This is a genomic window from Leifsonia sp. NPDC058230, from assembly GCF_042882245.1.
Lineage (GTDB): Bacteria > Actinomycetota > Actinomycetes > Actinomycetales > Microbacteriaceae > Leifsonia.
In genome coordinates, this window is the sequence record NZ_JBHVWM010000002.1 from 471,062 (window position 1) to 492,427 (window position 21,366).

Here is a 21,366-nt window from a genome sequence, read left to right on the forward strand (position 1 = left end):
TGTCAGAGGGCTCCTTGTGATGGTTGTTCGGTGGCGAAGGATCGGTCGGCGCGGAGGGCGCCGAGATGGTGACGGACGGGTTCGGTGACGCTGGGATCGTCGGCCAGGTCGGGGGCGAGGGCACGCACGGCCTCGACGGCGAGCCGGGCGTCGTCGTCCGGGTGCACGAGCAGGCGGGCGACGAGGTCGATCGCTCCGGCGTCGGTGGACGAACCGTCGAGGAGGTGCAGGATCCACGCGGCGAGCACGCCGGTCTCGGCACGACCGGGCGCACTGCCGTGAGCGAGCCGTGAGCGCACGGGGTCCAGGATGCGCGGCCCGAGCTTCTGCGAGCCGTCGGCTGCGATCTGGCCGAGCCGGTGCTCGATGCGCGCGTTGGAGAAGCGGGTGCGCAGCGCGGCGGTCGCCGCTTGCATCGTGTCGTCGTCGAAGGGGAGCTCGGTGCGCGCCTCTTCCCACAGCTCTTCGAGCGCGGCGACGCAGACGGTATCGTGCATGGCATCGGCGATGGTCCGGTGCCCGCGAAGCAGTCCGAGATACGCGAGCAGCGAGTGGCCGGCGTTCAGCAGCCAGAGCTTGCGGCGCTCGAACGGCTCGATGTCGGCGACGAACCGGGCTCCTCCGGACTCCCATCCGGGACGACCGCCCGGGAAGTCCCCGCTGAGCACCCACTCGCTGAACGGTTCGGTCACGACCGGTGCCGCGTCGTCGTATCCGGTCAGCTCGCGGACGGTCTCGCGGTCGTCCGGCGTGGTGGCCGGGGTGATGCGATCGACCATCGTGGACACGAACGAGACCTCGGCGTCGATCCACTCGGCGAGCGAGGGATCGAGCGAGACGGCCAGGCCGAGCACCGCCTCGCGCGTGACCCGGCCGTTGTCGGGAAGGTTGTCGCAGCTCACGACGGCCAGCCCGCCGGCACCGGAGTTCCGCCGGGCGCGAAGGCCGTCGACGAGGCGGCCCGGCGCGGTCGTGGCTGCGCCGCCGGCGCTGAGGGATGCGAGGTCGGCGTCCAGCGCGGCGGACGTCGGCCGGTAACCCGCCTCGGTGATAGTCAGTGTCAGCACCGCGACGGCGCGATCCGCCACGGCGTTCCGCCACCTGTCCGCGTCGGCGCCGTCGGCGACCACGCTCAGACTCTCGACGATCGCCGCGGTGTCGGCCTCCGGGCCGCGCTCGACCAGGGTGTAGACCGCATCCTGTGCCGCGAGGATGCGCGCGGCCTCGGGACTGCGCCCGGTGAAGGCCGCGATCCCCCAGCCCCACCCGCCGGCCGCCTCATTCGCCTGCTGGGTGTACCAGGCCTGGTGCGCACGGTGGAACGCACCCAGCCCCAGGTGCACGATGCGGACCGGATGACGCACCGTGCGCCGGGGCGGTGTCATGACGAGCTCTCGCGGACGAACCCGCGGGTGCGGGACTCGACCTCCCGCAGGTAGGCGAGGTTGCCCAGCGTGCGCTCCCGCAGCGGGAGCTCGGTCGAGAAGTCTTCGGAAGTGACCCAGCCGTCGTAGCCGACCTCGTGCAGCGCCGTGAAGTAGGCGTCGACGTCCGCCTGCCCGGTTCGCATCGGCGCCCACTCGTGGTGCCAGCGCACGGTGCCGTCGGTCTCCGGCTCCCCCGGAACCCAGCGCACGTTCTTGACGTGCACGTGCGCGAGGTACGGGCCGAGCAGCTGGAAGGCCGCTCGATGGCTCTCCTGCCCCTCGATGACGAGGTTGCCGAGGTCGTGGATGACTCCGACATGCTCCGGATCCAGGCCGTCCACCAGCCGGAAGGCCGCGGAGGCCGAGGGCGTGATCGTCTCGTGGTGCAACTCGATGAGGGCCTTCACGCCCAGCTCGGCGGCGCGGGACGCCGCGCGGGCGACATCGCGGCGGGCGGCGGCGAAGAGCTCGCGGTACTCGCCCGAGTCGGTGCGGGGCATGGTGACCCGCACCTGGCGTGCGCCGAGGGCGGCGGTGGCTGCGAGCATCCGGTCGACGTTCTCGTGGTCGTCGCTGCGCGCGTAGCCCCCGAGTCCGGAGTACTCGAGGCCGGCGTCACGAGTGATCCGCGCGATCTCGTCGAGGGAATCCTCCAGGCCGGTGAGAGGCCAGTTCGCCCGGTTGCCTGCCCAGAAGCCGGGCGAAGCAGCGTCCGACTGGTCGGTGACCCGCCACTCGATGCCGTCCCACCCTTGGGCGGCCAGGTTCTGCGCGGCCTCCTCGGGAGTCCAGTCGGGGGTGGATGCGGTGAATACGGAGAACTTCATTTGCTTGCTTCTTTCTGCGCGCAGCCGGTGCTGACCGTCACGGAGTCGAGCGCGCCGGAGATGACCTCGTCGACCGCGACCGCGCGGCCGAGCGTCGCCGAGAGGTAGAGGGCGCGCACGACGGCGAGGGAGCCGAACGCATCCTCGACGGTTACTCCGGGGGCGCGCTGCTCCCGGATGGCCGAGACGACGTCCCGGTACTGGCGGAGATGGCCTTCGATGAACCGGTCGGGTCCGCGGTCGCCGCCGCGCACCTCGCCGGCCGGCACGAGCTCGGCAGCACGGTTCGTGACGGATGCACCGCTCGGGTCGACGGCATCCGGATCGGCGGCGCCGAAGTATTCGAGCTGGTCGTTGTCGATGATCGCCGAGCCGCGGTCGCCGTGCACCTGCAGACGGACGGAGAGACCCGGGTAGGCAGCCGTGGTGGCGTGGATCACCCCGAGAGCGCCGGACTCGAACTGCACCGTGGCGACAGCGATGTCCTCGATCTCGACGCGATCGTGCGCGAGCAGCGCTGTCTGGGCGAAGACCTCGACCGGCTTTCCGAGGAACCAGACGAGCAGGTCGACGGTGTGGACGCCCTGGTTCATCACGGCGCCGCCGCCGTCGAGCTCCCACGTGCCGCGCCACTGCCCGGAGTCGTAGTACTCCTGGCTGCGCCACCAGGCGACGGATGCGAGGCCGCTGGTCACCCGGCCGAAGGTTCCGTCGTGGGCCGCCCGCGCCACCACGACGGACGACGGGTCGAAGCGGTGCTGGCTGATGACCGACACCACGAGACCCTGCTTCTCGGCCTCGCGCGCCAGCTCCAGGATGCGCCTGGCCCTGTCCATCGATACGTCGAGCGGCTTCTCGATGACCACGTGCGTGCCTGCGGCGAGCGCCTCCTCGGCGAGCTGCACGTGCAGTCCGCTCGGGGTGCAGATGACGACGAGGTCGACCGGTGCGGCGGCGAGCGCATCCGGGAGCGTCACGAATTCGGCGGGGCGCGGGATGCCCAGTTCGGAGACGACCTGGTCGGCGAGCGCGGTCGCGGCGGCCGGTACCGCGTCCACCAGCGCTGTGATGGTCAGCTCCGGGTGACGGGCGATGGCGCGCGCGTGGTTGAGGCCGATGATGCCGCAGCCGACGATGGCGACGGTCAGGGGTGTGGTGGCTTCGCTCATACGAGCTCGACTCCAATCGTTTCGGTGAGGCGGCGGAGGGCGCGGCCGGCGCGGCCGAAGGCTTCGGGGCCGGAGAAGCCGCCGAGGGCGTTCACGTCGGTGAGGTGGGGTTCCAGCGAGGCGAACCCGGTGTACCCGTCGTCGCGCAGTGCGGTGAGCGTCTCGAGCAGCTGGCCGTCTCCCTCGCCGGCGGGGATGACCTCGCCGGACGCGGCCAGGGCATCCTTCACCTGCAGGTACTCGAAGTGCGGTCGCAGTGCGGCGTAGCCGTCGTCGAACGGACGCGCGACGCCGACCTGCACGAAGTTCGCGCTGTCCCAGGCGAGCCTGAGGTGGTCGGAGCCGACCGACTCGACGATGTCGAGGCACCGCTCCGGGGTGTCTCCGTAGATGTCCTTCTCGTTCTCGTGGAGGAGGATCACGTCGGCGGCCTCGGCCGCATCGGCCAGGGCGCGCATCCGCACCATCACATCGTCCCGGATGCTCTCCACCGGCACACCGTCGCCGCGGTAGAACGAGAAGAGCCGGATGTACGGAGCGCCCAGCCGCTTGGCCGCGGCGATCGCGCGTCCCAGGCGCTCGACCTCGTGCTCGACCGGGAGCTGCACATCGACCTTGCCGATCGGCGAGGCGATGGCCGAGACGCCCATCCCCCGCTCCCTGAAGATGCCGGCCAAGCCGTCGAGCCGCTCACCGTCGAGGTCGACGATGTTCACACCCCAGGCGCTCCGGACCTCGATGTGGTTGGCGCCGAGTGCTTGGAGCACCGCGACCTGCACGACCGGATCGGGGTCGATCTCATCTCCGAAACCGGACAGTGCCCATTCGACGTCACTCACGTGACTCCTCCAGAGGTCAGGCCACCGACGAGGTAGCGGTTGCTCCGAACACCTGCAGGGTCACAGCGGCCGTGCGGGTCTCCGGATTGGTCAGAACCGAGGCGAACAGCACGTCGTTCCAGCCGAGCATGAAGGCGAAGATGCCCGAGACGACGATGGCCGCCGGCGAGGCCCGCGACCGCGCCGAGCGCGATTCGTGATCTCATCGTGACTCTCCTTTGAGACGGGAGGTGAGGTGGGCACCCTCAACGGTGCAGGCGAGGATTACTGGTGAGGACACTATGCGGCGTGGCAAGGGTTGGCAACCGATTGCCAAAAATTGCCATCCTGTGGTGTGATGTGCTCATGCAACCTCTCGCTGGAGCGGGGTCGGAGCGCCCCGCGACCCTCGCGGACGTCGCCGCGGCGACGGGTCTCGCCACCTCGACGGTCTCCCGCGCCCTCTCGAATCCGGGCCGGGTGAACCCGATCACGCGCGAGCGCATCGAAGAAGCCGCACGCGCGCTGAACTACGTTCCGAACTCCCACGCCCGGGCCCTCACCAGCGGCAAGACCCGTGCGATCGCGGTGCTGGTCTCGGATGTGACGAACCCCTTCTACTTCGGCATCATCCGCGGCACGCAGCAGCAGTTGAAGGCAGCCGGCTACACGCAGATCCTCGTCGACACCGAAGAGTCCGACGAACTCGAGGACGGCATGCTGCACAAGCTCCGCCGTTCCTTCGACGGCGCCATCCTCGCCGCCTCCCGCCTCACCGATCGCCGGCTCACCGCTCTCGCGGCCGAGATCCCCCTGGTCGCCATCAACCGCCAGACCCGGGGCGTTCCGAGCGTCTTCATCGACACTCCGAGCGCCATCGAGCAGGCGGTCGGCCACCTCGTCTCGCTCGGCCACCAGGACATCGCGTACGTCTCCGGTCCGGAGACGTCGTGGCCCAACGAGGGACGCTGGCGGGCGATGGCCCGGGCGGCTCAGCGCTACGGCGTCACCGCAACGCGCCTCGGTCCGTTCGCGCCGCGGCAATACGCCGGTGCGGCCGCGGCCGACGCCATCCTGCACGCGGGCGTCACCGCCTGCATCGCGTTCAACGACCTGCTGGCGATCGGGATGCTCGCCCGGTTCCGGGAACGCGGCGTCAGCATCCCCGGCGACATCAGCATCGTCGGATGCGACGACATCTTCGGAGCCGACTTCTGCAACCCCCCGCTGACCACGCTCACCGCACCGATCGAGCAGGCCGGCCGCACCGCCGTCTCCATGCTCCTCGGCCGGCTCGACGAGCCCACCGCCGTCGGCGCGCGACAGACCGCGACCCTTCCCACCCATCTCACCGTGCGGGCCTCGACCGGCCCCGTACGGCGCTAGCCCTCACCCGAAAGGATGCGCATGACCGCGCTCGCACCCCACCCCGACCGCCTGTTCCCCGCAGACCCGGGCGAGCGGGAGCTGGCGCGCCGGCTGCACGCGAGCGTGGCCGACGCGCCGATCTACTCCCCCCACGGGCACATCGACGCGCGGATGCTGCTCGACGACGAACCGTTCCCCGACCCGGCCGCGCTGCTCATCACGCCCGACCACTACGTGACCCGGATGCTGCACGCCGTCGGCGTTCCGCTGGAGGAGCTCGGCCTCGGCCGCGACGGCGCCGCCCCCACCGCATCCGGTCGCTCCATCTGGCGGCGGCTCTGCGAGAACTGGGACGTCTTCCTCGGCACTCCCGTGCGGTTCTGGTTCGAGTCGGAGTTCAGCGAGGTGTTCGGGCTCACCGAGCAGCCGACGGCGGCCAACGCCGACGACCTGTACGACCAGCTGAGCGAGACCATGGCCCGGCCCGAATTCCGCCCGCGCGCGCTGTTCGACCGCTTCCGCATCGCGGTGCTCGCCACGACGGACGACCCCGCCGACGATCTCTCGGCCCACCTCGCTCTGCGCGACGAACCGACCTTCGCCGGCCGCGTTCTGCCGACCTTCCGCGCCGACCGCTACATGCACCCGGATGAGCCGACCTGGCGCGGCAGGCTCGACGCCCTGGCCGCACGCTCGGGCGTCGACACCGGCAGCTACGCCGGTCTGCTCGAGGCGCTGCGGGTGCGCCGGCAGGCCTTCATCGAGGCAGGCGGCACCTCGACGGACACCGGGGTGCGGGATGCGGGCAGCGAGCCGCTGTCGCACTCCGACGCCGAGCGCATCCACCGCTCCGCGATCGACGGGACCCTCACCGCCGCCGACGCCGTCGCCTACCGCAACAACATGCTCTACCGACTGGCGGAGCTGGCGAGCGAGGACGGGCTCGTCATGCAGCTGCACCCGGGCGTTCTCCGCAACCACCACCAGCCGACGTTCGACGCGTTCGGCCCCGACACCGGCCACGACCTGCCGGCCGTCGGCGCCTTCACGAAGCCGCTCACGCCCATCCTGCGCGACTTCGGCACCGACCCGACCTTCCGCCTGGTGCTGTTCACGGTGGACGAGACGACCTTCTCGCGCGAGATCGCACCGCTGGCGGGCTTCTACCCGTCGGTCTATGCCGGAGCTCCCTGGTGGTTCCTCGACACGCCCGCCGCCATCCTGCGCTACCGCCGGGCGATCACCGACAGCGCCGGGTTCACCAAGACGAGCGGCTTCATCGACGACACCCGCGCGTTCTGCTCGATCCCGGCGCGGCACGACATGTCCCGCCGCGTCGACTCCACCTTCCTCGCCTCACTGGTCGCGACTCACCAGCTGGCCGAAGAGGATGCGTTCACCATCGCCGGCCGCCTCGTCTCCGACATCCCCCGCGCCACGTTCCGGCTCGGCTGAGGCCGTCGCGCCTCCGTCGCCCGCAATAGTGAAGGGGCAGCGCTGCGCCGCCCGGTACGCTTGAGAAAAGTCTGTTTCGAAGGAGAGATCGTGCCGGAAAACACCAACGCAACTGCCAACATCGGCGTCGTCGGTCTGGCGGTGATGGGCTCGAACCTCGCCCGCAACCTCGCGTCACGCGAAGGCAACCAGGTCGCCGTCTACAACCGCACCTGGGCACGCACCGACGAGCTCATGACCGAGCATCCGGAGGCGGGCTTCATCCCCGGCGAGTCGATCGACGACTTCGTGGCCTCGCTCGCCAAGCCGCGCACCGCGATCATCATGGTGCAGGCCGGCGCAGGCACGGATGCGGTCATCGAGCAGCTCGTCCAGCGCTTCGAGCCGGGCGACATCATCGTCGACGGCGGCAACGCGAACTTCCAGGACACGATCGCGCGCGAGAAGCGCATCGCACCCACGGGCATCCACTTCGTCGGAACGGGCATCTCGGGCGGCGAAGAGGGCGCCCTCAAGGGCCCGTCGATCATGCCCGGCGGCTCGGTCGAGTCGTACAAGACCCTCGGCCCCATCTTCGAGTCGATCGCCGCCGTCGCCGAGGGCGAGCCGTGCGTGACCCACGTCGGCACCGACGGTGCCGGTCACTTCGTCAAGATGATCCACAACGGCATCGAGTACGCCGACATGCAGCTCATCGCCGAGGCGTACGACCTGCTCCGCACGGTCGGCGGTCACGAGCCGGCAGAGATCGCGGATGTCTTCACCGAGTGGAACAAGGGCTACCTCGAGTCGTACCTCATCGAGATCACCGCCGAGGTGCTGCGACACGTGGATGCCGAGACCGGCAAGCCGTTCGTCGACATCGTGCTCGACGAGGCGGGCTCGAAGGGAACCGGCGTCTGGACCGTTCAGAACGCACTCGACCTCGGCGTGCCGGTCGGCGGAATCGCCGAAGCCGTGTTCGCCAGGGCCGTCTCCTCGAAGCCCGCTCAGCGCGAGGCCGTGCAGAAGGTCGTCGCATCCCGTCCCGACGTGCAGAAGGTCGACTCCTCCTTCGCCGACGACGTCTCGAAGGCGCTGTACGCCTCGAAGATCGTCGCGTACGCGCAGGGCTTCGACGCGATCATCGCGGGAGCCGAGAAGTACGGCTGGGACATCAACAAAGACAAGATCGCGAAGATCTGGCGCGGCGGCTGCATCATCCGCGCCCAGTTCCTCAACCGCATCGCCGACGCCTACGACGAGAACCCCGACATCGCGACGCTGCTCGAGGCGCCGTACTTCGCCGACGCGATCGCCGAGGGCGAGGCGGCCTGGCGTCGTGTCGTCTCGACGGCCGCGCTCTCGGGTGTTCCGATCCCCGGATTCGGTGCAGCGCTGAGCTACTACGATTCGCTCGCCGTCAAACGTCTGCCCGCCGCCCTCATCCAGGGCCAGCGCGACTTCTTCGGCGCCCACACCTACAAGCGCGTCGACCGCGACGGCGTCTTCCACACCCTGTGGTCGGGCGACCGCAGCGAGATCGAGACCGAAGGCTCGAGTCACTGACCGTGCGGGAACCCGCCTGGCGCCAGGAAGGTGAAGAGCCGGACTACCGGTTCTCGCTCGCTAACGAGCGCACCTTCCTGGCCTGGGTGCGCACAGCGCTCGCCCTTCTGGCGGGCGCTGTCGTTCTCGAACAGTTCTCCAGTCAGCTCGGCCCGCATGTCGTCGTCGTGATCCTCGCGGTCGGCCTCGGCGTGCTCTCCGCTGTGCTGAGCGTCATCGCCTACGTGCGCTGGCGCGCGAACGAGATCGCGATGCGCAACCACCGGCGCCTGCCGACGACCGTCGCCATCCCCTTGCTGTCGGCGGCCGTGCTGCTGATCGCGGCGATCGTCGCCGTGCTGTTCGTCGTGCACTGACCGGATGCGCGCGCAGCCATGACCACCCCTCCCGCTCGCGATCCCGGCCTGCAGGGCGAGCGCACGGCCCTCTCGTGGACGCGCACGGCGCTTGTCATCGTGGTCAACGCCCTGCTCTCCCTCCGCACCGGGTGGGTCTCGGGCCAGCCGGTGCTGATCGCGGTCGGGGTCATCCTCGTGCTCGCCGCCATCGCCGCCATGATCTACGGCACTCACCGCGGTCGTGCCCTGGCCGGGCAGACGAAGGCCGTACCGCCGGCCGCGCCGACGATCGCGATCGCGCTCACGGCGGCGATCACCCTCCTTGCCTGCGCGGCCGGGGTCGCCTCGGTCCTCGTCGCGCACTGACCTGCCCGTTTCCGCCGCCGAGTCGCGGCGAATCGACCTTCAGGAGTGCTGGGAAGGTCGATCTGACGCGAGTCGCCGGTTGCGAAGCGAGCCCCGGACGCCGAAACTCGAAGAATGACGTTAGACGACCATCCCGAACTCGACGGCTACGAGCCACTCGAACGGCCGCTCCGCGGACGACGGATGGTCATCGCCACCCGCGTCGTGGTCGTCATGGGTCTGGTGGCGCTCATCCTCCCGGGCGTTCTCGTCACGATCAGCATCGCCACGAACACCGCCACGAACACCTGTGCCGTGTACGTCAGGCAGTACGAACCGGATGCCGTCTCGTCGTCGGCGCGCTTCGAACTCCTGGGGCCGGTCGGTCCGGGCTGGCAGTGCTACGCGCTGAACACGGAAGGCGACGCGACCTTCGTCGCCCCGCTCGGGCTCATCCCCTCGACTCCGCACCAGTTCCGACAGGCCGCATAGCGTCCCACGCGAACGACGCCAGCCAGTGCGACGACTGGTACTCGCGCGTCACGACTGCCGCCAGTCCCGCCTCGAGCAGCCGGCCGTGCGATCGACGAAGCACCGCGGCGACCGGGGTGTCCCCCAGCTCGGCGGCGATCCGCGCGACCTGACCGGCCCGCGAGAGGTTCAGCCCGTGCAGGTGCACCTGGTATCCGTCGGTCTCGTCGAGCACCACCGCAGGAGTGAGCACCAGCGAGTCTGCGTTCACGTCCGGAAGCAGTGCCTCGAATGCGGCGGCGAAGTCGGCGGCGGGCAGCACCCGCCGCATCAGGTCGGCCTCGCTGAGGGAGGCGGACAGGAAGTCCTGACCACTGCGCTCCCCCGCGTGATCCAGCGCCGCATCGCTCCCGAACCAACGGATCGCGGCGGTCTCGCACGTCGCTGCTCCGGATGCGTGGCCCAGGTCGCGAAAAGCGTCCAGCAGCATCCCGAGGCCGAATGCCGAGTTGGTGTGCACCCCGTGTCGCACGGGCCATTCCGCGTGCTCCACCCACCCCGAGACCAGCTCGGCGACTGCGTCGGCGGCCGGGCGCAACGCCTCGCCCCAACCCCGGATGCCCGCATCGTCGGACGCAACGCAGACGGCCGCCAGCCGAACCAGCCACGCCCAGCCGTACGGGCGCTCCCAGCCCGGATGCGCGCGCAGGTACTCGACCTCGACCGCGAGCTTCTCCGGCGTCAGGTTCGCGCCCAGCGCGGCGCGCAACGGCGCGGACGACTGCTCTCCGAGGCCGAACTCCAGCAGCGACACCCCGAGCCAGTGCATGTGCACGCAGGAGTGCCAGTCGAACGACGTCGCGAATGCGGGATGCAGTTCGCGTGGACTCCGCCGCGAATCCGCGTCGTTCGAGGCGACGTGATGGGAGGCGTACGGATACGCGCGCCCGAGGTTGTCGAGCACGATCTGCGCGTACCCGGGCGCGAGGAGCGTGCGCCGGTCGGTCACCGCCTAAGCGGCCCCGTCGAACATCGACGTGACCGAGCCGTCGGTGAAGACCTGCTGGATCGCGTTCGCCAGGAGCGGCGCGATCGGGAGGATCGTGAGCTTCTCGAACTGCTTGTGCTCCGGCAGCGGCAGGGTGTCGGTGACGACCACGGAATCGATGAAGTCGCTCTGCAGCAGCTCGACGGCGGGGTCGCTGAACACCGCGTGCGTCGCCGCGACGACGACGCCGAGCGCGCCGTTGGCCTTGAGTGCCTCGGCAGCCTTCACGATCGTGCGACCGGTGTCGATGAGGTCGTCGACGAGCAGGCAGACGCGACCGTGCACATCCCCGACGATCTCGTGCACAGACACCTGGTTCGGGATGAGCGGGTCACGGCGCTTGTGGATGATCGCCAGCGGGACGCCGAGCTTGTCGCTCCAGTTGTCGGCGACGCGTACGCGGCCCATGTCGGGAGACACCACGGTGAGGGTTGCGGGGTCGAGTTCCTTGCGCATGTGCTCGAGCAGGACGGGCATGGCGAACAGGTGGTCGACCGGGCCGTCGAAGAAGCCCTGGATCTGAGCGGCGTGCAGGTCGACCGACATGATGCGGTCGGCACCGGCGGCCTTGAAGAGATCGGCGACCAGCCGGGCCGAGATCGGCTCGCGGCCGCGGCCCTTCTTGTCTTGGCGGGCGTACGGGTAGAACGGGGCGACGACGGTGATGCGCTTGGCGGAGGCACGCTTCAGCGCGTCGACCATGATCAGCTGTTCCATCAGCCATTCGTTGATCGGCGAGGTGTGCGACTGGATGACGAACGCATCCGAACCGCGCACGCTCTCGTCGAAACGGGCGTAGATCTCCCCGTTGGCGAAGGTGCGGGAGTCGGTGGGAACGAGCTCGCTGCCGAGGTTCTCGGCGATCTGCTCGGCGAGGGCGGGATGCGCACGCCCCGAAATCAGAACCAGGCGTTTCTGTCCGGTGGTGGTTATCCCTGACACTTACTCTCCGCTCTCTTCCGCAGCTTTGGCGGCGTCGGTGCCCGGCCGCTTCTGCGCGACCCAACCCTCGATGTTCCGTTGCGGGGCGACCGTGAGGGCGAGAGCCCCTGCGGGGACGTCCTTGCGGACGACGGTCCCGGCTCCGGTGTACGCTCCGTCACCCATCCTAACCGGCGCGACGAACACGGTGTTCGTGCTGACCCGAACATGTGAGCCGATCTCGGTGCGGTGCTTGTTCACGCCGTCGTAGTTGGCCGTGATGACGCCCGCGCCCAGGTTCGACTTCTCCCCGACCTCGGAGTCGCCCACGTAGTTGAAGTGCGCGAGCTTGGTGCCGGCACCGATCTTCGCGTTCTTCGTCTCGACGAAGGTTCCGATCTTGCCGTCGGCCCCGAGGATCGTTCCCGGGCGGAGGTAGGCGAAGGGGCCGACCGTCGCGCCGGCGCCGATGACCGACAGGGTCGCATCCGTTCGCTTGACCGTCGCTCCCTCGCCGATCTCGCAGTCGAGCAGCGTCGTGTCCGGCCCGATGACCGCGCCGGTCTCGACGACCGTCGCGCCGCGGAGCTGCGTGCCCGGCAGGATCGTCACGTCGGGGGCGAGCTTGGCCTTGACGTCGATCCAGGTGGTCGCCGGGTCTTGAACGGTCACGCCGGCGAGCTGCCAGGTGCGGACCAGCAGGGCGTTGAGCTTGGCCGCTGCGTCGCTCAGCTGGGCACGGTCGTTGATGCCCTCGACCAGCCACGACTCGGCCACCGGCAGCGCATCCACGTCGAAGCCCGCCTGACGCAGGAGCCCGATCACATCGGTCAGGTACTTCTCGCCCTGCACGTTGTCGGTCGTGAGGGCGGCGAGCTGATCGCGGAGCTGGGCGAGACCGAACAGGTAGATCCCGGCGTTGATCTCGCCGATGGACCGCTCGGCGTCGGTCGCGTCCTTGTGCTCCACGATGCGGTCGAGGTGGCCGGAGGCGGTGCGGACGATGCGGCCGTAGCCGGTCGCATCCGCCGGGAAGGAGGAGAGGATGGTCGCCGCCGCCGAACCCGCCCGGTGCTTCTCTACGAGGCCGCGCAGCGTCTCCGCGTCCAGGAGCGGAACGTCGCCGTTGACCACGAGCACATCGCCGTCGAAGTCGCTCGGCAGCGCCGCCACCGCGAGCTCGACCGCGCGGCCGGTGCCGGGTACATCATCCTGGTCGACGATCATGCTCTGCGGCAGATCGGCCGAGATGACCTCCACCAGCCTGTCCCGTTCGTGGCGCACGACCGAGACGACATGCGCCGCGTCGAGCTCCCGCGCCGTCGCGAGGACGTGACCGATGATCGGCATGCCCGCGAGAGGATGCAGCAGCTTGGGCGTCGCGGACTTCATCCGCGTCCCCTGCCCGGCCGCGAGCACGACGATGGCGAGGTTCTGGTCGGTCATGGTTCTCCCGGAGATCGATGGCGGGTACGCTCCGCCTCCAGGACTCGAACCTAGACCTAACAGCTCCAAAGGCTGTCGTGCTGCCATTACACCAAGGCGGACCGCGACAATGCGCTCGTACAGTTTGCCAGACTCTCCCGGGAGGGCGGCCATCCGCGTGCATCCCGAGCAAATAGCATGGGGGGATGCCTGACGCACGCGACGAGGTCGACCGCATCGTCGACTCCTGGCTGCGCGAACGCCCCGACCTCGACTTCTCGCCGCTCCAGGTGCTCTCCCGTGTCGCCCGCCTGTCGCGCCATCTCGACCGCGCCCGGCGCACCGCGTTCGAACGCTCCGACCTCGAGTCGTGGGAGTTCGACGTGCTCGCCGCGCTTCGCCGGGCGGGAGCGCCGTACCAGCTCAGCCCCAAGGCGCTCCTGCAGCAGACCCTCGTCTCCAGCGGCACGATGACGAACCGCATCGACCGCCTCGTCTCGCGCGGGCTCGTCGAGCGTCGCACCGATCCGAACGACGGCCGCGGCATCCTCGTGCAGATGACCTCTCAGGGCCTCACCCGCGTCGACGCGGCCATCACCCGCCTGGTCGACGCGGAGTCCGAGCTCCTCGCCTCGCTCTCCTCGTCCGATCAGGAACGCCTCGCCGGTCTGCTCCGCAAGCTCAGCCTCGACTTCGACGTCGAGAGCTGAGCGCATCCGGGTCCCAGTCCGCTGAAAGGGCGCTCCCAGCACTCTGTTATCCGGCTCACATATGCTCGCAGGCGATGAGACTCTCCCGACTGAAGCGCCTCCCGTCCCGCGTCAAACGTGCCGCGCGGTACGAGATCCACGCCTACTGGCGGCGACAGCCCATCGTCAACGGCTCCGTCTTCTACGAGTCGTTCTCGGGCAACGGGATGCTCGACAACCCCGAGGCCATCTTCCGCGAGCTGCTCGCCGCCCCCGATCTCAGCCATCTGACCCACATCTGGGCACTGTCCGACCTGCATCAGTCCAAGGCGGCGGTCGACGAGTTCGCCGACGACCCCCGGGTCTCGTTCGTGCGGTACGGCTCCCCCGCCTACTACCGCGCCCTGGCGACCAGTCAGTACCTCGTCAACAACGCCACGTTCCCTCCCGACTTCGGCAAGCGTCCCGGGCAGGTCTACCTGAACACCTGGCACGGCACGCCGCTGAAGCGCATGGGCTACGACATCGAAGACGGAGCGCTCGCCACCGCGAACATCGTCCGCAACTTCGTCGCCGCCGACTACCTGCTCGCTGCGAACTCGTTCATGGCCGACCAGATGTACGAGACGGCATACAAGATGGCGGGCGTCTACCGCGGCACCCTCGTCGAGGAAGGCTACCCGCGGATCGACCGGCAGTTCCTCGATGACGCCGGGCGCGCATCCGCCCGCCGTCGGCTCATCGAGGCCGGGCTCCCGCTCGGCGACCGCAAGGTCATCCTGTACGCGCCCACCTGGAAGGGCGCGTCGTTCGGCCGCCCGACCGACGACCTCGACGAGATCCTCGAGCACATCGCCGCCATCGAGGATCGCATCGACACGAGCCGCTACGCCGTGCTGCTGAAGACGCACCAGAGCGTGCACAAGCTGGCCAGGCACCGACCGGAGCTGAAGCGGATGCTCGTTCCGAACGAGATCCCCACCAACGTCGTGCTCGGTGTCACCGACATCCTCGTCACCGACTACTCGAGCATCTTCTTCGACTTCCTTCAGACGGGTCGCCCGATCCTGTTCTTCACGCCCGACCTGGCCGACTACGCGGGAACGCGCGGACTCTACTTCGAGCCCGACGAATGGCCGGGGCCTGTGCTGATGTCGGCGCGCGAGCTGGGCGAAGAACTCGCTCGCATCGCGGATGCCGGCGACGCCGTGCCCGAGGAGTCGCGCGAACGCTATCTCGCGATGCAGCGCAGGTTCACGCCGTACGACGACGGCGCGGCCTCCCGGCGCATCGTCGACATCGTGTTCCGCGGCGCCCGCGAAGGCTATCGACTGCGCACCGGGCTCGCCGAGGACGGCCGCCAGAAGATCCTGCTCTATCTCGGCGGGATGCGCCCCAACGGCATCACCACCTCGGCCCTCAACCTGCTCAACAACATCGACCACAGCCGCTACGACGTCTCGGCGTTCTTCGCCCAGAGCCGTTCCCGGGCGACGATCGCCAAGCAGAAGCAGATCAACCCCAATGTGCGGCAGTTCCCGCGGGTCGGCGGCATGAACGGGGCCAAGCTGCGGCAGCTCGCCCGCCACCTCGAGTTCCGCCGCGGGCGCACCGCCGAGCACGGGAACGTTCCGACCCAGAACCGGCTGTGGGACGACGAGTGGTTCCGCTGCTTCGGCGACACCGAGTTCGACTACGTGATCGACTTCTCCGGTTACGGTCCGTTCTGGTCGATCCTGCTTCTGCACTCCCCCGCGGCCGTGCGCTCGATCTGGCTGCACAACGATCTGGCATCGGATGCGCACCGCGAGGTCGGCGGCGAGAAGAAGATGCTGCACAGCCTCACCCAGGTCTTCACGCTCTACCCGCAGTACGACCATCTCGTCTCGGTCTCTCCCACTCTCGCCGACATCAATCGCGAGGGCCTGGCGGAGTACTCCGCACCGGAGAAGTTCGTTTCGGCGCTCAACACGGTCGACGCCGAGCACATCCTCGAGAACGCCAGGGCCGACCTCCACGAGATCACCTTCGACGAGGAGACCGGCACGAACCCCGAATGGGCCGAGGCCCTCCTCGCGGACGACGACGTGACCACCTTCGTGTGCGTCGGGCGGCTCTCCCCCGAGAAGAACCACGCGAGACTCATCCGCGCCTTCGCCGGGGTGCATGCCGAGCATCCGGCAACCAGGCTGGTCATCGTCGGCTCAGGACCGCTGGCCGGCGAGCTCGAAACGCTGATCGACTCCCTCAGTCTCTCGGGCGCCGTCTTCCTCACCGGGATGCAGCGCAACCCGCACGCGATCATGGCGCACGCCGACTGCTTCGTGCTCTCCAGCGACTACGAGGGCCAGCCGATGGTCATTCTCGAAGCCCTCGTGCTCGGCCTGCCGATCGTGACGGTCGAGTTCGCCTCGGCGAAGAACGCCCTCCCGGCCGGCTCCGGCCTCGTGGTCCCCCAGTCGGACGAGGGCGTCGCCGCTGGCCTCGAAGCCTTCCTCCGCGGTGAGGTTCCGGCCAGCGCGTTCGATTTCGCGGCCTACAACCGCAAGGCCGTCGACCAGTTCTACCGAGCGATCGGGGCGAAGGCGGACGCACCCGTCGCCTGACCGTCCCGGTCTCCGACGGCGCGGGCGCTAATCCTCGAGCTGCTCCGACAGTTCCAGCCACCGGGTCTCCAGCGTGGCGATCTCCTCTTCGAGAGCCCGGAGTTCGTCGGTGATCGCGCCGATGCCGACGTAATCGCTCTGATCGTACTCAGCGAGTTGTTCGTGCTTCGACGCGACCTGTCCGGCCAGCTTGCCCAGCCGGCGGTCGATCGAGGCGACCTCCTTCTGCGCGCTGCGCAGGTCGGCGCCGCTGAGCGAGGGTGCGGCCGCACTCGTGGACGTTCCGGATGCGCGCGCCGCGGTGTTCGCTTCGAGTGCCGTCGCCCCACCCCCGGTCATCGCGCCCTGAGTCCTGCGCAACTGCAGGTACTGGTCGACGCCGCCGGGAAGATGCCGGAGTGCCGCATCCATGATCGCGTACTGCTGGTCGGTGACCCGCTCGATCAGATACCGGTCGTGCGAGACGACGATGAGCGTTCCCGGCCACGAGTCGAGGAGGTCTTCCATGGCGGCGAGCATGTCGGTGTCGAGGTCGTTGGTGGGCTCGTCGAGGATGAGGACGTTGGGCTCGTCGAGCAGGATGAGCAGCAACTGCAGCCGCCGCTTCTGGCCTCCCGACAGGTCCTTCACCGGTGTGGATAGCTGCGCGTTCGTGAAGCCGAGCCGCTCCAGCAGCTGTCCCGGCGTCATCTCCTTGCCACCGGCGAGGTAGGTGGTCCGCTTGCCGGCGATGACCTCGCTGACGCGCTCGTTCATCACGTCGTCGAGTTCGCCGAGCTGCTGAGTGAGCGTGGCGATCTTGACCGTCTTTCCGCGCTTGACCCGTCCGCTGGTCGGCTCGAGCGTTCCGGCGATCAGGTTCAGCAGCGTCGACTTGCCGACACCGTTCACGCCCAGCACGCCGGTGCGCTCGCCCGGTGCGATGCGCCACTCGACCTCGTGCAGCACCGTCTTCTGCGTCGGGGCATCCGGCTCCCCGCGCACCGGGAAGACCACCGACACATCCAGGAGGTCGACGACGTCTTTGCCGAGACGCGACGACGCCATCTGCTTCAGCTCGACGGTGTCGCGGGGCGGCGGTTCGTTCTCGATCAGCTCGTAGGCGGCATCCATGCGGAACTTCGGCTTCGACGTGCGGGCGGGCGCACCGCGGCGAAGCCAGGCGAGCTCCTTGCGCATCAGGTTCTGGCGCTTGCCCTCCATGACCGCGTTCATCCTGTCGCGCTCGACGCGCTGCAGGATGTATGCGGCGTACCCGCCCTCGAACGGCTCGATGATGCGGTCGTGCACCTCCCAGGTGGCGGTCGACACCTCGTCGAGGAACCACCGGTCGTGGGTGACGACCACGAGTCCGCCCGAACCGGCGGGCCACCGCTTCTTCAGGTGCGCGGCCAGCCAGGCCACTCCCTCGATGTCGAGGTGGTTGGTGGGCTCGTCGAGAAACAGGATGTCGTGGTCCTGCACGAGGAGAGCAGCCAGCGCCACACGCCGCCGCTGCCCACCCGACAGGTCGGCGACCGTGGCGTCCCAGCGGATGTCGGCGACGAGACCGCCGAGCACGTCGCGCGCCCGCGCATCCCCCGCCCAGACGTGTTCGTCGAGCTCACCGACGATGGCCGCGCCGACGGTCAGCGCAGGGTCGAGCTCGTCACCCTGGTCGAGCATCCCGACACTCACATCGCGTCGCCGGGTGACCCGGCCGGCATCGGGCTCGAGGCGACCCGACAGCAGGGAGAGCAGCGTCGACTTGCCGTCGCCGTTGCGGCCGACGACACCGACGCGATCGCCCTCGTTGATGCCGACGGTCACGCTGTCGAAGATGACGCGGGTCGGGTATTCGAGATGCAGCGACTCAGCGCCGAGGAGGTGTGCCATGAGTCTTCCAGCCTACCGGCGGTTGCCTGCCGGGTCGCGCGGCCGACCCTCCAACGGGTGCTCCCCTCGCCTACCCGGATGTGCGAGGATCGCAACGATCGGTCTCGCGCTGTACCCGCCCGATATCGCCGGACTGGTCAGGATGGGGTTTGTTCGTGACCGAGATCTCTGCGGTGCCGTCGTCCGCGCCACTCGTCGGCCGTGATCCCGCGCGCGACGCCCTGCTTCTGGTGGCCCAGCGGGCGCTCTCGCAGGGCGGCACCGCCCTGGTGAGCGGCGAGGCCGGCCTCGGAAAGACCGCCCTGCTCACGGATGCGGCCGATCGCCTCGAGGGCTGGACCGTTCTGCGGGTGCACGCCGACTCCTTCGAATCCGACCTCAGCTACTCGACGGTCGAGCGTCTCGTGCGCGGGCTGAACGCGCTCAGCGGCACGCGCATCCGGCCGCCCGAGCCCACGGATGAGCCGATCGCCGTCGGTCGTCTGCTGCTCGACGCGATCGACAGCGTCTCGTCGCCGGTGTGCGTCGTCGTCGACGATGCGCAGTGGGTCGACGAGGCTTCGGCCCGTGCTCTGCGCTTCGTGGTGCGCCGGCTCACCGACCAGGCATTCCTCTTCATCGCGGCGACCCGTCCACTCGCGAACAGCGTCGTCGCGTTGTTCGACGATGTCGCGGCGACCACGGTGAACCACGCACGCATCGAGCTGACGCCCTTGGCCGTGGCCGACACGCAGGACCTGGCGCAGCACATCCTCGGGCACGCGATCTCGCGGCGCACGGCGACCCGCCTGACCGAGGCGACGCAGGGCTCGCCCCTCCTGTTGAGCGTTCTGCTCCACCAGTTGCGGGAGACGTTCGCGTCCGCCCTCCATCCGGCGGGCTGGGATCTTCCGGTCGCCGCGATCACACCGCTCTCGACCGCGGTCTCCTCCGCGCTGGAGGGTGCGGATGCGTCGGTGCGCGACGCCACCCAGATCGTCGCGGTTCTGCGCGACTCGCTTCCGCTCCCCCTGTTCGGCACGATCGCGAGCAGGCTCGGTGTGCAGGTGGATGCGGCCGGCGCGGTCTCACGCGGTCTCGTGCGCTCGACGGAACTCGACGGCGTGGTCTGGGTCGAGCCGGCCCACGCCATCCTCGCCGACGCCATCGCCGGCGAGCTTCCCGTCGCGCGGCGCGTGGAGATCCACCGCGTCGCTGCAGAAGTGCTCACCGGGCACCGTGCGTTGCGCCACCGGGTCGAGGCCGCCGACACGGCCGACCCCACGCTGGTCGCCGAGCTCTTGGCGGCGAGCAGGCTCGCCGCCGACCGTGGGCAGGCCGACCAGGCCATGAGCTACGCCCGCTCGGCGGTGCACCTGTCCGCGGCGGGCGACGAGCACGAGCGCGCGCTGCTCGAGATCGGGCTGCTCGCCATGCGCACGCGGATGCACGAGCGGATCTTCGACCTCGCCCCCGCGATCGAGGCCCTTCCCGCCTCGGTGGTCCGGGATGCCGTGCTGCTCGAACTGCGCACCCTCACCGGCGACATCCCCGGTGCGCTCGCCCTGGGTCTCGCCCTCGAGGCGGCCCCTGCCGTCACGCCGGAGGAGCGGGCGATCCGCGCGCACGTCGCCGAGGCGATCCCGAAGGTGCTGATGGCGATGCGCGACTTCGCGGCCGCCATCGACCACCTCGACGTCGGTCGACAGCACATCGCGGAGGCACCGGACGACCCGGACGAGCTCACCGACCCGGCGCTCCGCTGGCTCGCCCAGCCGCGCGACGATCTGCTGCGGCTGCTCGGCTGGATTCTGAACGCATCCCTGCACGCCCGCCGCGTCGATCTGATCCAGCCGCTGATCGCGGAGCTCGACGGCCTGCTGGGTTCGACGGAGTCGGCGGCAGCCGTCGACGCCCTCGTCACGCGCGCCCGCGTGTTCATCTTCATGGGAGACATCGGTCGCGCACGAGACGACCTGACCCGCGCCAACGTGCTGGTCCGGCGCTTCCCGTCGAGCTGGACGGCCGGATTCGCGCGCACCATCGCCGCGCACGTGCTGTTCCTGGTCGGCGAGTGGGACGAATCCGTCACCCTTGCCGACGCTGCAGTTGCCCTCGCGCTCGACGAGACCGACCTCTCCGGCTGGCCGATCGCCCTCAACGTCTCCACGCTCGTGCGCGCGGGGCGCGGCGAGGGGGCGGCCGTCGAGGAGCGCCTCCGGTCGGCGGCGCAGGCCAAGCCGGGCTTCGCCGGGTCGTACGACGGGGATATCCCGCACCTCGCGCGCGCCGAGCTGGCCCGTGCCCTCGGCCGGCCGGATGCGCAGCTCGCTGCCACAGAACAGGCCGAGGCCGGCGCGATCGGCGCGTCGTCGCTCGGCTGGCTGACCTACCGGGTCGACGCACTCGCCTCCCTGGGGCGAGCGCAGGAGGCGCGCGCCGCCTTCGAGACCTGCTCCGACCCGCGCCGCCCGTGGCACCCGTACTACGGATCCCTCGGCTGGCTGGAGGGCCGCGTGCTCGAAGCCGAGGGTGACCTGGCGGGGGCGGCCGCGGCCTACGGCGCGTCTCTCAGCGACCCGGGCTCTGCTCGGTTCCCGTTCCCGCACGCCGTGGCCGCCCTCGACGCGGCCAGAGTGCTCTTCGCCACGGGCGGCGACAGCGAAGCGGTCCGGGCACTCGCCGAGCAGGCCTCGGTGACATTCCGCCGGGTCGGTGCCGCCCCCTACCTCGCCCGCTGCACGAGCCTTCTGGAGGAGGTGGATGCGGGCGCCGACGAACCGCGCACCGAGCCCGGCGACCCGTTCGCGCCGCTCACCACGCGCGAACGCCAGGTCGCCCACGCCATCGCCGCCGGCATGACGAACAAGGAGATCGCGGAGCGGCTCTACGTGTCGGTCACGACGGTGAATTTCCACGTGCGCAACATTCTCGCGAAGCTCGAACTGACGTCGCGGCGCGACCTGCGCAAGCTCAGCATCGCCTCCCGCGGGCTCCGGTCCGCGAGCCTCCGGCGCGTCTCCCGCTGACGCGCCTCAGGACCGGGGAACCGCATCC

General features: G+C 69.7%; 17 protein-coding genes, 1 tRNA gene and 1 pseudogene. 9 read left to right on the plus strand and 10 right to left on the minus strand.

Annotated elements, in window-relative coordinates:
* Positions 1-2 precede the first annotated feature (2 nt).
* From ACFVV0_RS07870 to ACFVV0_RS07890, 5 genes and pseudogenes are all read right to left on the minus strand, one after another.
* A complete protein-coding gene (locus tag ACFVV0_RS07870) occupies positions 3-1,385 on the minus strand; it encodes a mannitol dehydrogenase family protein (RefSeq protein ID WP_387060715.1) in 1,383 nt (460 codons plus the stop codon).
* Positions 1,382-2,254, minus strand: coding sequence for a sugar phosphate isomerase/epimerase family protein (locus ACFVV0_RS07875; RefSeq protein WP_387060718.1), 873 nt, complete (start codon positions 2,252-2,254; stop codon positions 1,382-1,384). Before ACFVV0_RS07875 ends, ACFVV0_RS07870 begins: the two co-directional genes overlap by 4 nt.
* Entirely contained in the window at positions 2,251-3,423 is a 1,173-nt protein-coding gene (locus tag ACFVV0_RS07880) for a Gfo/Idh/MocA family protein (protein WP_387060721.1), read from the minus strand. The genes ACFVV0_RS07875 and ACFVV0_RS07880 overlap by 4 nt, the downstream gene beginning before the upstream one ends.
* Entirely contained in the window at positions 3,420-4,262 is an 843-nt protein-coding gene (locus ACFVV0_RS07885) for a sugar phosphate isomerase/epimerase family protein (protein ID WP_387060724.1), read from the minus strand. The genes ACFVV0_RS07880 and ACFVV0_RS07885 overlap by 4 nt, the downstream gene beginning before the upstream one ends.
* A 37-nt stretch (positions 4,263-4,299) precedes the next feature.
* Positions 4,300-4,419: pseudogene (locus ACFVV0_RS07890) on the minus strand (carbohydrate ABC transporter permease); the annotation flags it as partial.
* A gap of 188 nt (positions 4,420-4,607) precedes the next feature.
* Between ACFVV0_RS07890 and ACFVV0_RS07895 the strand changes: the two are divergent.
* From ACFVV0_RS07895 to ACFVV0_RS07920, 6 genes are all read left to right on the plus strand, one after another.
* Positions 4,608-5,627 carry a LacI family DNA-binding transcriptional regulator gene (locus ACFVV0_RS07895; protein ID WP_387060727.1) on the plus strand — a complete coding sequence of 340 codons (1,020 nt, stop codon included), beginning with the start codon at positions 4,608-4,610 and terminating at the stop codon, positions 5,625-5,627.
* A gap of 21 nt (positions 5,628-5,648) precedes the next feature.
* Positions 5,649-7,064, plus strand: coding sequence for a glucuronate isomerase (gene uxaC / locus ACFVV0_RS07900; RefSeq protein ID WP_387060730.1), 1,416 nt, complete (start codon positions 5,649-5,651; stop codon positions 7,062-7,064).
* Positions 7,065-7,208: 144 nt separating this feature from the next.
* Positions 7,209-8,612, plus strand: a complete 1,404-nt coding sequence (gene gndA / locus ACFVV0_RS07905) for an NADP-dependent phosphogluconate dehydrogenase (RefSeq protein ID WP_387061771.1) — start codon at positions 7,209-7,211, stop codon at positions 8,610-8,612.
* A gap of 2 nt (positions 8,613-8,614) precedes the next feature.
* The gene (locus ACFVV0_RS07910; protein WP_387060731.1) at positions 8,615-8,968 is read left to right on the plus strand and encodes a YidH family protein; all 354 of its coding nucleotides are present in this window, start codon (positions 8,615-8,617) and stop codon (positions 8,966-8,968) included.
* An 18-nt stretch (positions 8,969-8,986) separates the two neighbouring features.
* The gene (locus ACFVV0_RS07915; RefSeq protein WP_387060734.1) at positions 8,987-9,316 is read left to right on the plus strand and encodes a DUF202 domain-containing protein; all 330 of its coding nucleotides are present in this window, start codon (positions 8,987-8,989) and stop codon (positions 9,314-9,316) included.
* 114 nt (positions 9,317-9,430) lie between these two features.
* On the plus strand, positions 9,431-9,787 hold the full coding sequence (locus ACFVV0_RS07920; RefSeq protein ID WP_387060737.1) for a hypothetical protein: 357 nt from the start codon (positions 9,431-9,433) through the stop codon (positions 9,785-9,787).
* On the opposite strand, the gene ACFVV0_RS07925 is transcribed toward ACFVV0_RS07920, so the two are convergent.
* From ACFVV0_RS07925 to ACFVV0_RS07940, 4 genes are all read right to left on the minus strand, one after another.
* A complete protein-coding gene (locus ACFVV0_RS07925) occupies positions 9,747-10,775 on the minus strand; it encodes a DUF2891 family protein (RefSeq protein ID WP_387060740.1) in 1,029 nt (342 codons plus the stop codon). The two genes, ACFVV0_RS07920 and ACFVV0_RS07925, sit on opposite strands and share 41 nt — an antisense overlap.
* A gap of 3 nt (positions 10,776-10,778) precedes the next feature.
* Positions 10,779-11,756, minus strand: coding sequence for a ribose-phosphate diphosphokinase (locus ACFVV0_RS07930; RefSeq protein WP_387060743.1), 978 nt, complete (start codon positions 11,754-11,756; stop codon positions 10,779-10,781).
* A complete protein-coding gene (gene glmU / locus ACFVV0_RS07935) occupies positions 11,757-13,181 on the minus strand; it encodes a bifunctional UDP-N-acetylglucosamine diphosphorylase/glucosamine-1-phosphate N-acetyltransferase GlmU (protein ID WP_387060746.1) in 1,425 nt (474 codons plus the stop codon).
* 29 nt (positions 13,182-13,210) lie between these two features.
* A tRNA-Gln gene (locus tag ACFVV0_RS07940) sits at positions 13,211-13,282 on the minus strand.
* Between the two features lie 84 nt (positions 13,283-13,366).
* Here ACFVV0_RS07940 and ACFVV0_RS07945 point away from each other — a divergent pair.
* Positions 13,367-13,870, plus strand: coding sequence for a MarR family winged helix-turn-helix transcriptional regulator (locus tag ACFVV0_RS07945; protein ID WP_387060749.1), 504 nt, complete (start codon positions 13,367-13,369; stop codon positions 13,868-13,870).
* A gap of 74 nt (positions 13,871-13,944) precedes the next feature.
* Positions 13,945-16,455 (plus strand): CDP-glycerol glycerophosphotransferase family protein, encoded by a 2,511-nt coding sequence (locus ACFVV0_RS07950; RefSeq protein ID WP_387060752.1) that lies wholly within the window; start codon positions 13,945-13,947, stop codon positions 16,453-16,455.
* A gap of 27 nt (positions 16,456-16,482) precedes the next feature.
* On the opposite strand, the gene ACFVV0_RS07955 is transcribed toward ACFVV0_RS07950, so the two are convergent.
* On the minus strand, positions 16,483-18,330 hold the full coding sequence (locus tag ACFVV0_RS07955; protein WP_387060754.1) for an ABC-F family ATP-binding cassette domain-containing protein: 1,848 nt from the start codon (positions 18,328-18,330) through the stop codon (positions 16,483-16,485).
* Between the two features lie 155 nt (positions 18,331-18,485).
* On the opposite strand from ACFVV0_RS07955, the gene ACFVV0_RS07960 reads away from it, so the two are divergent.
* Entirely contained in the window at positions 18,486-21,338 is a 2,853-nt protein-coding gene (locus tag ACFVV0_RS07960) for a LuxR C-terminal-related transcriptional regulator (RefSeq protein WP_387060757.1), read from the plus strand.
* The last annotated feature ends 28 nt before the right edge of the window (positions 21,339-21,366 follow it).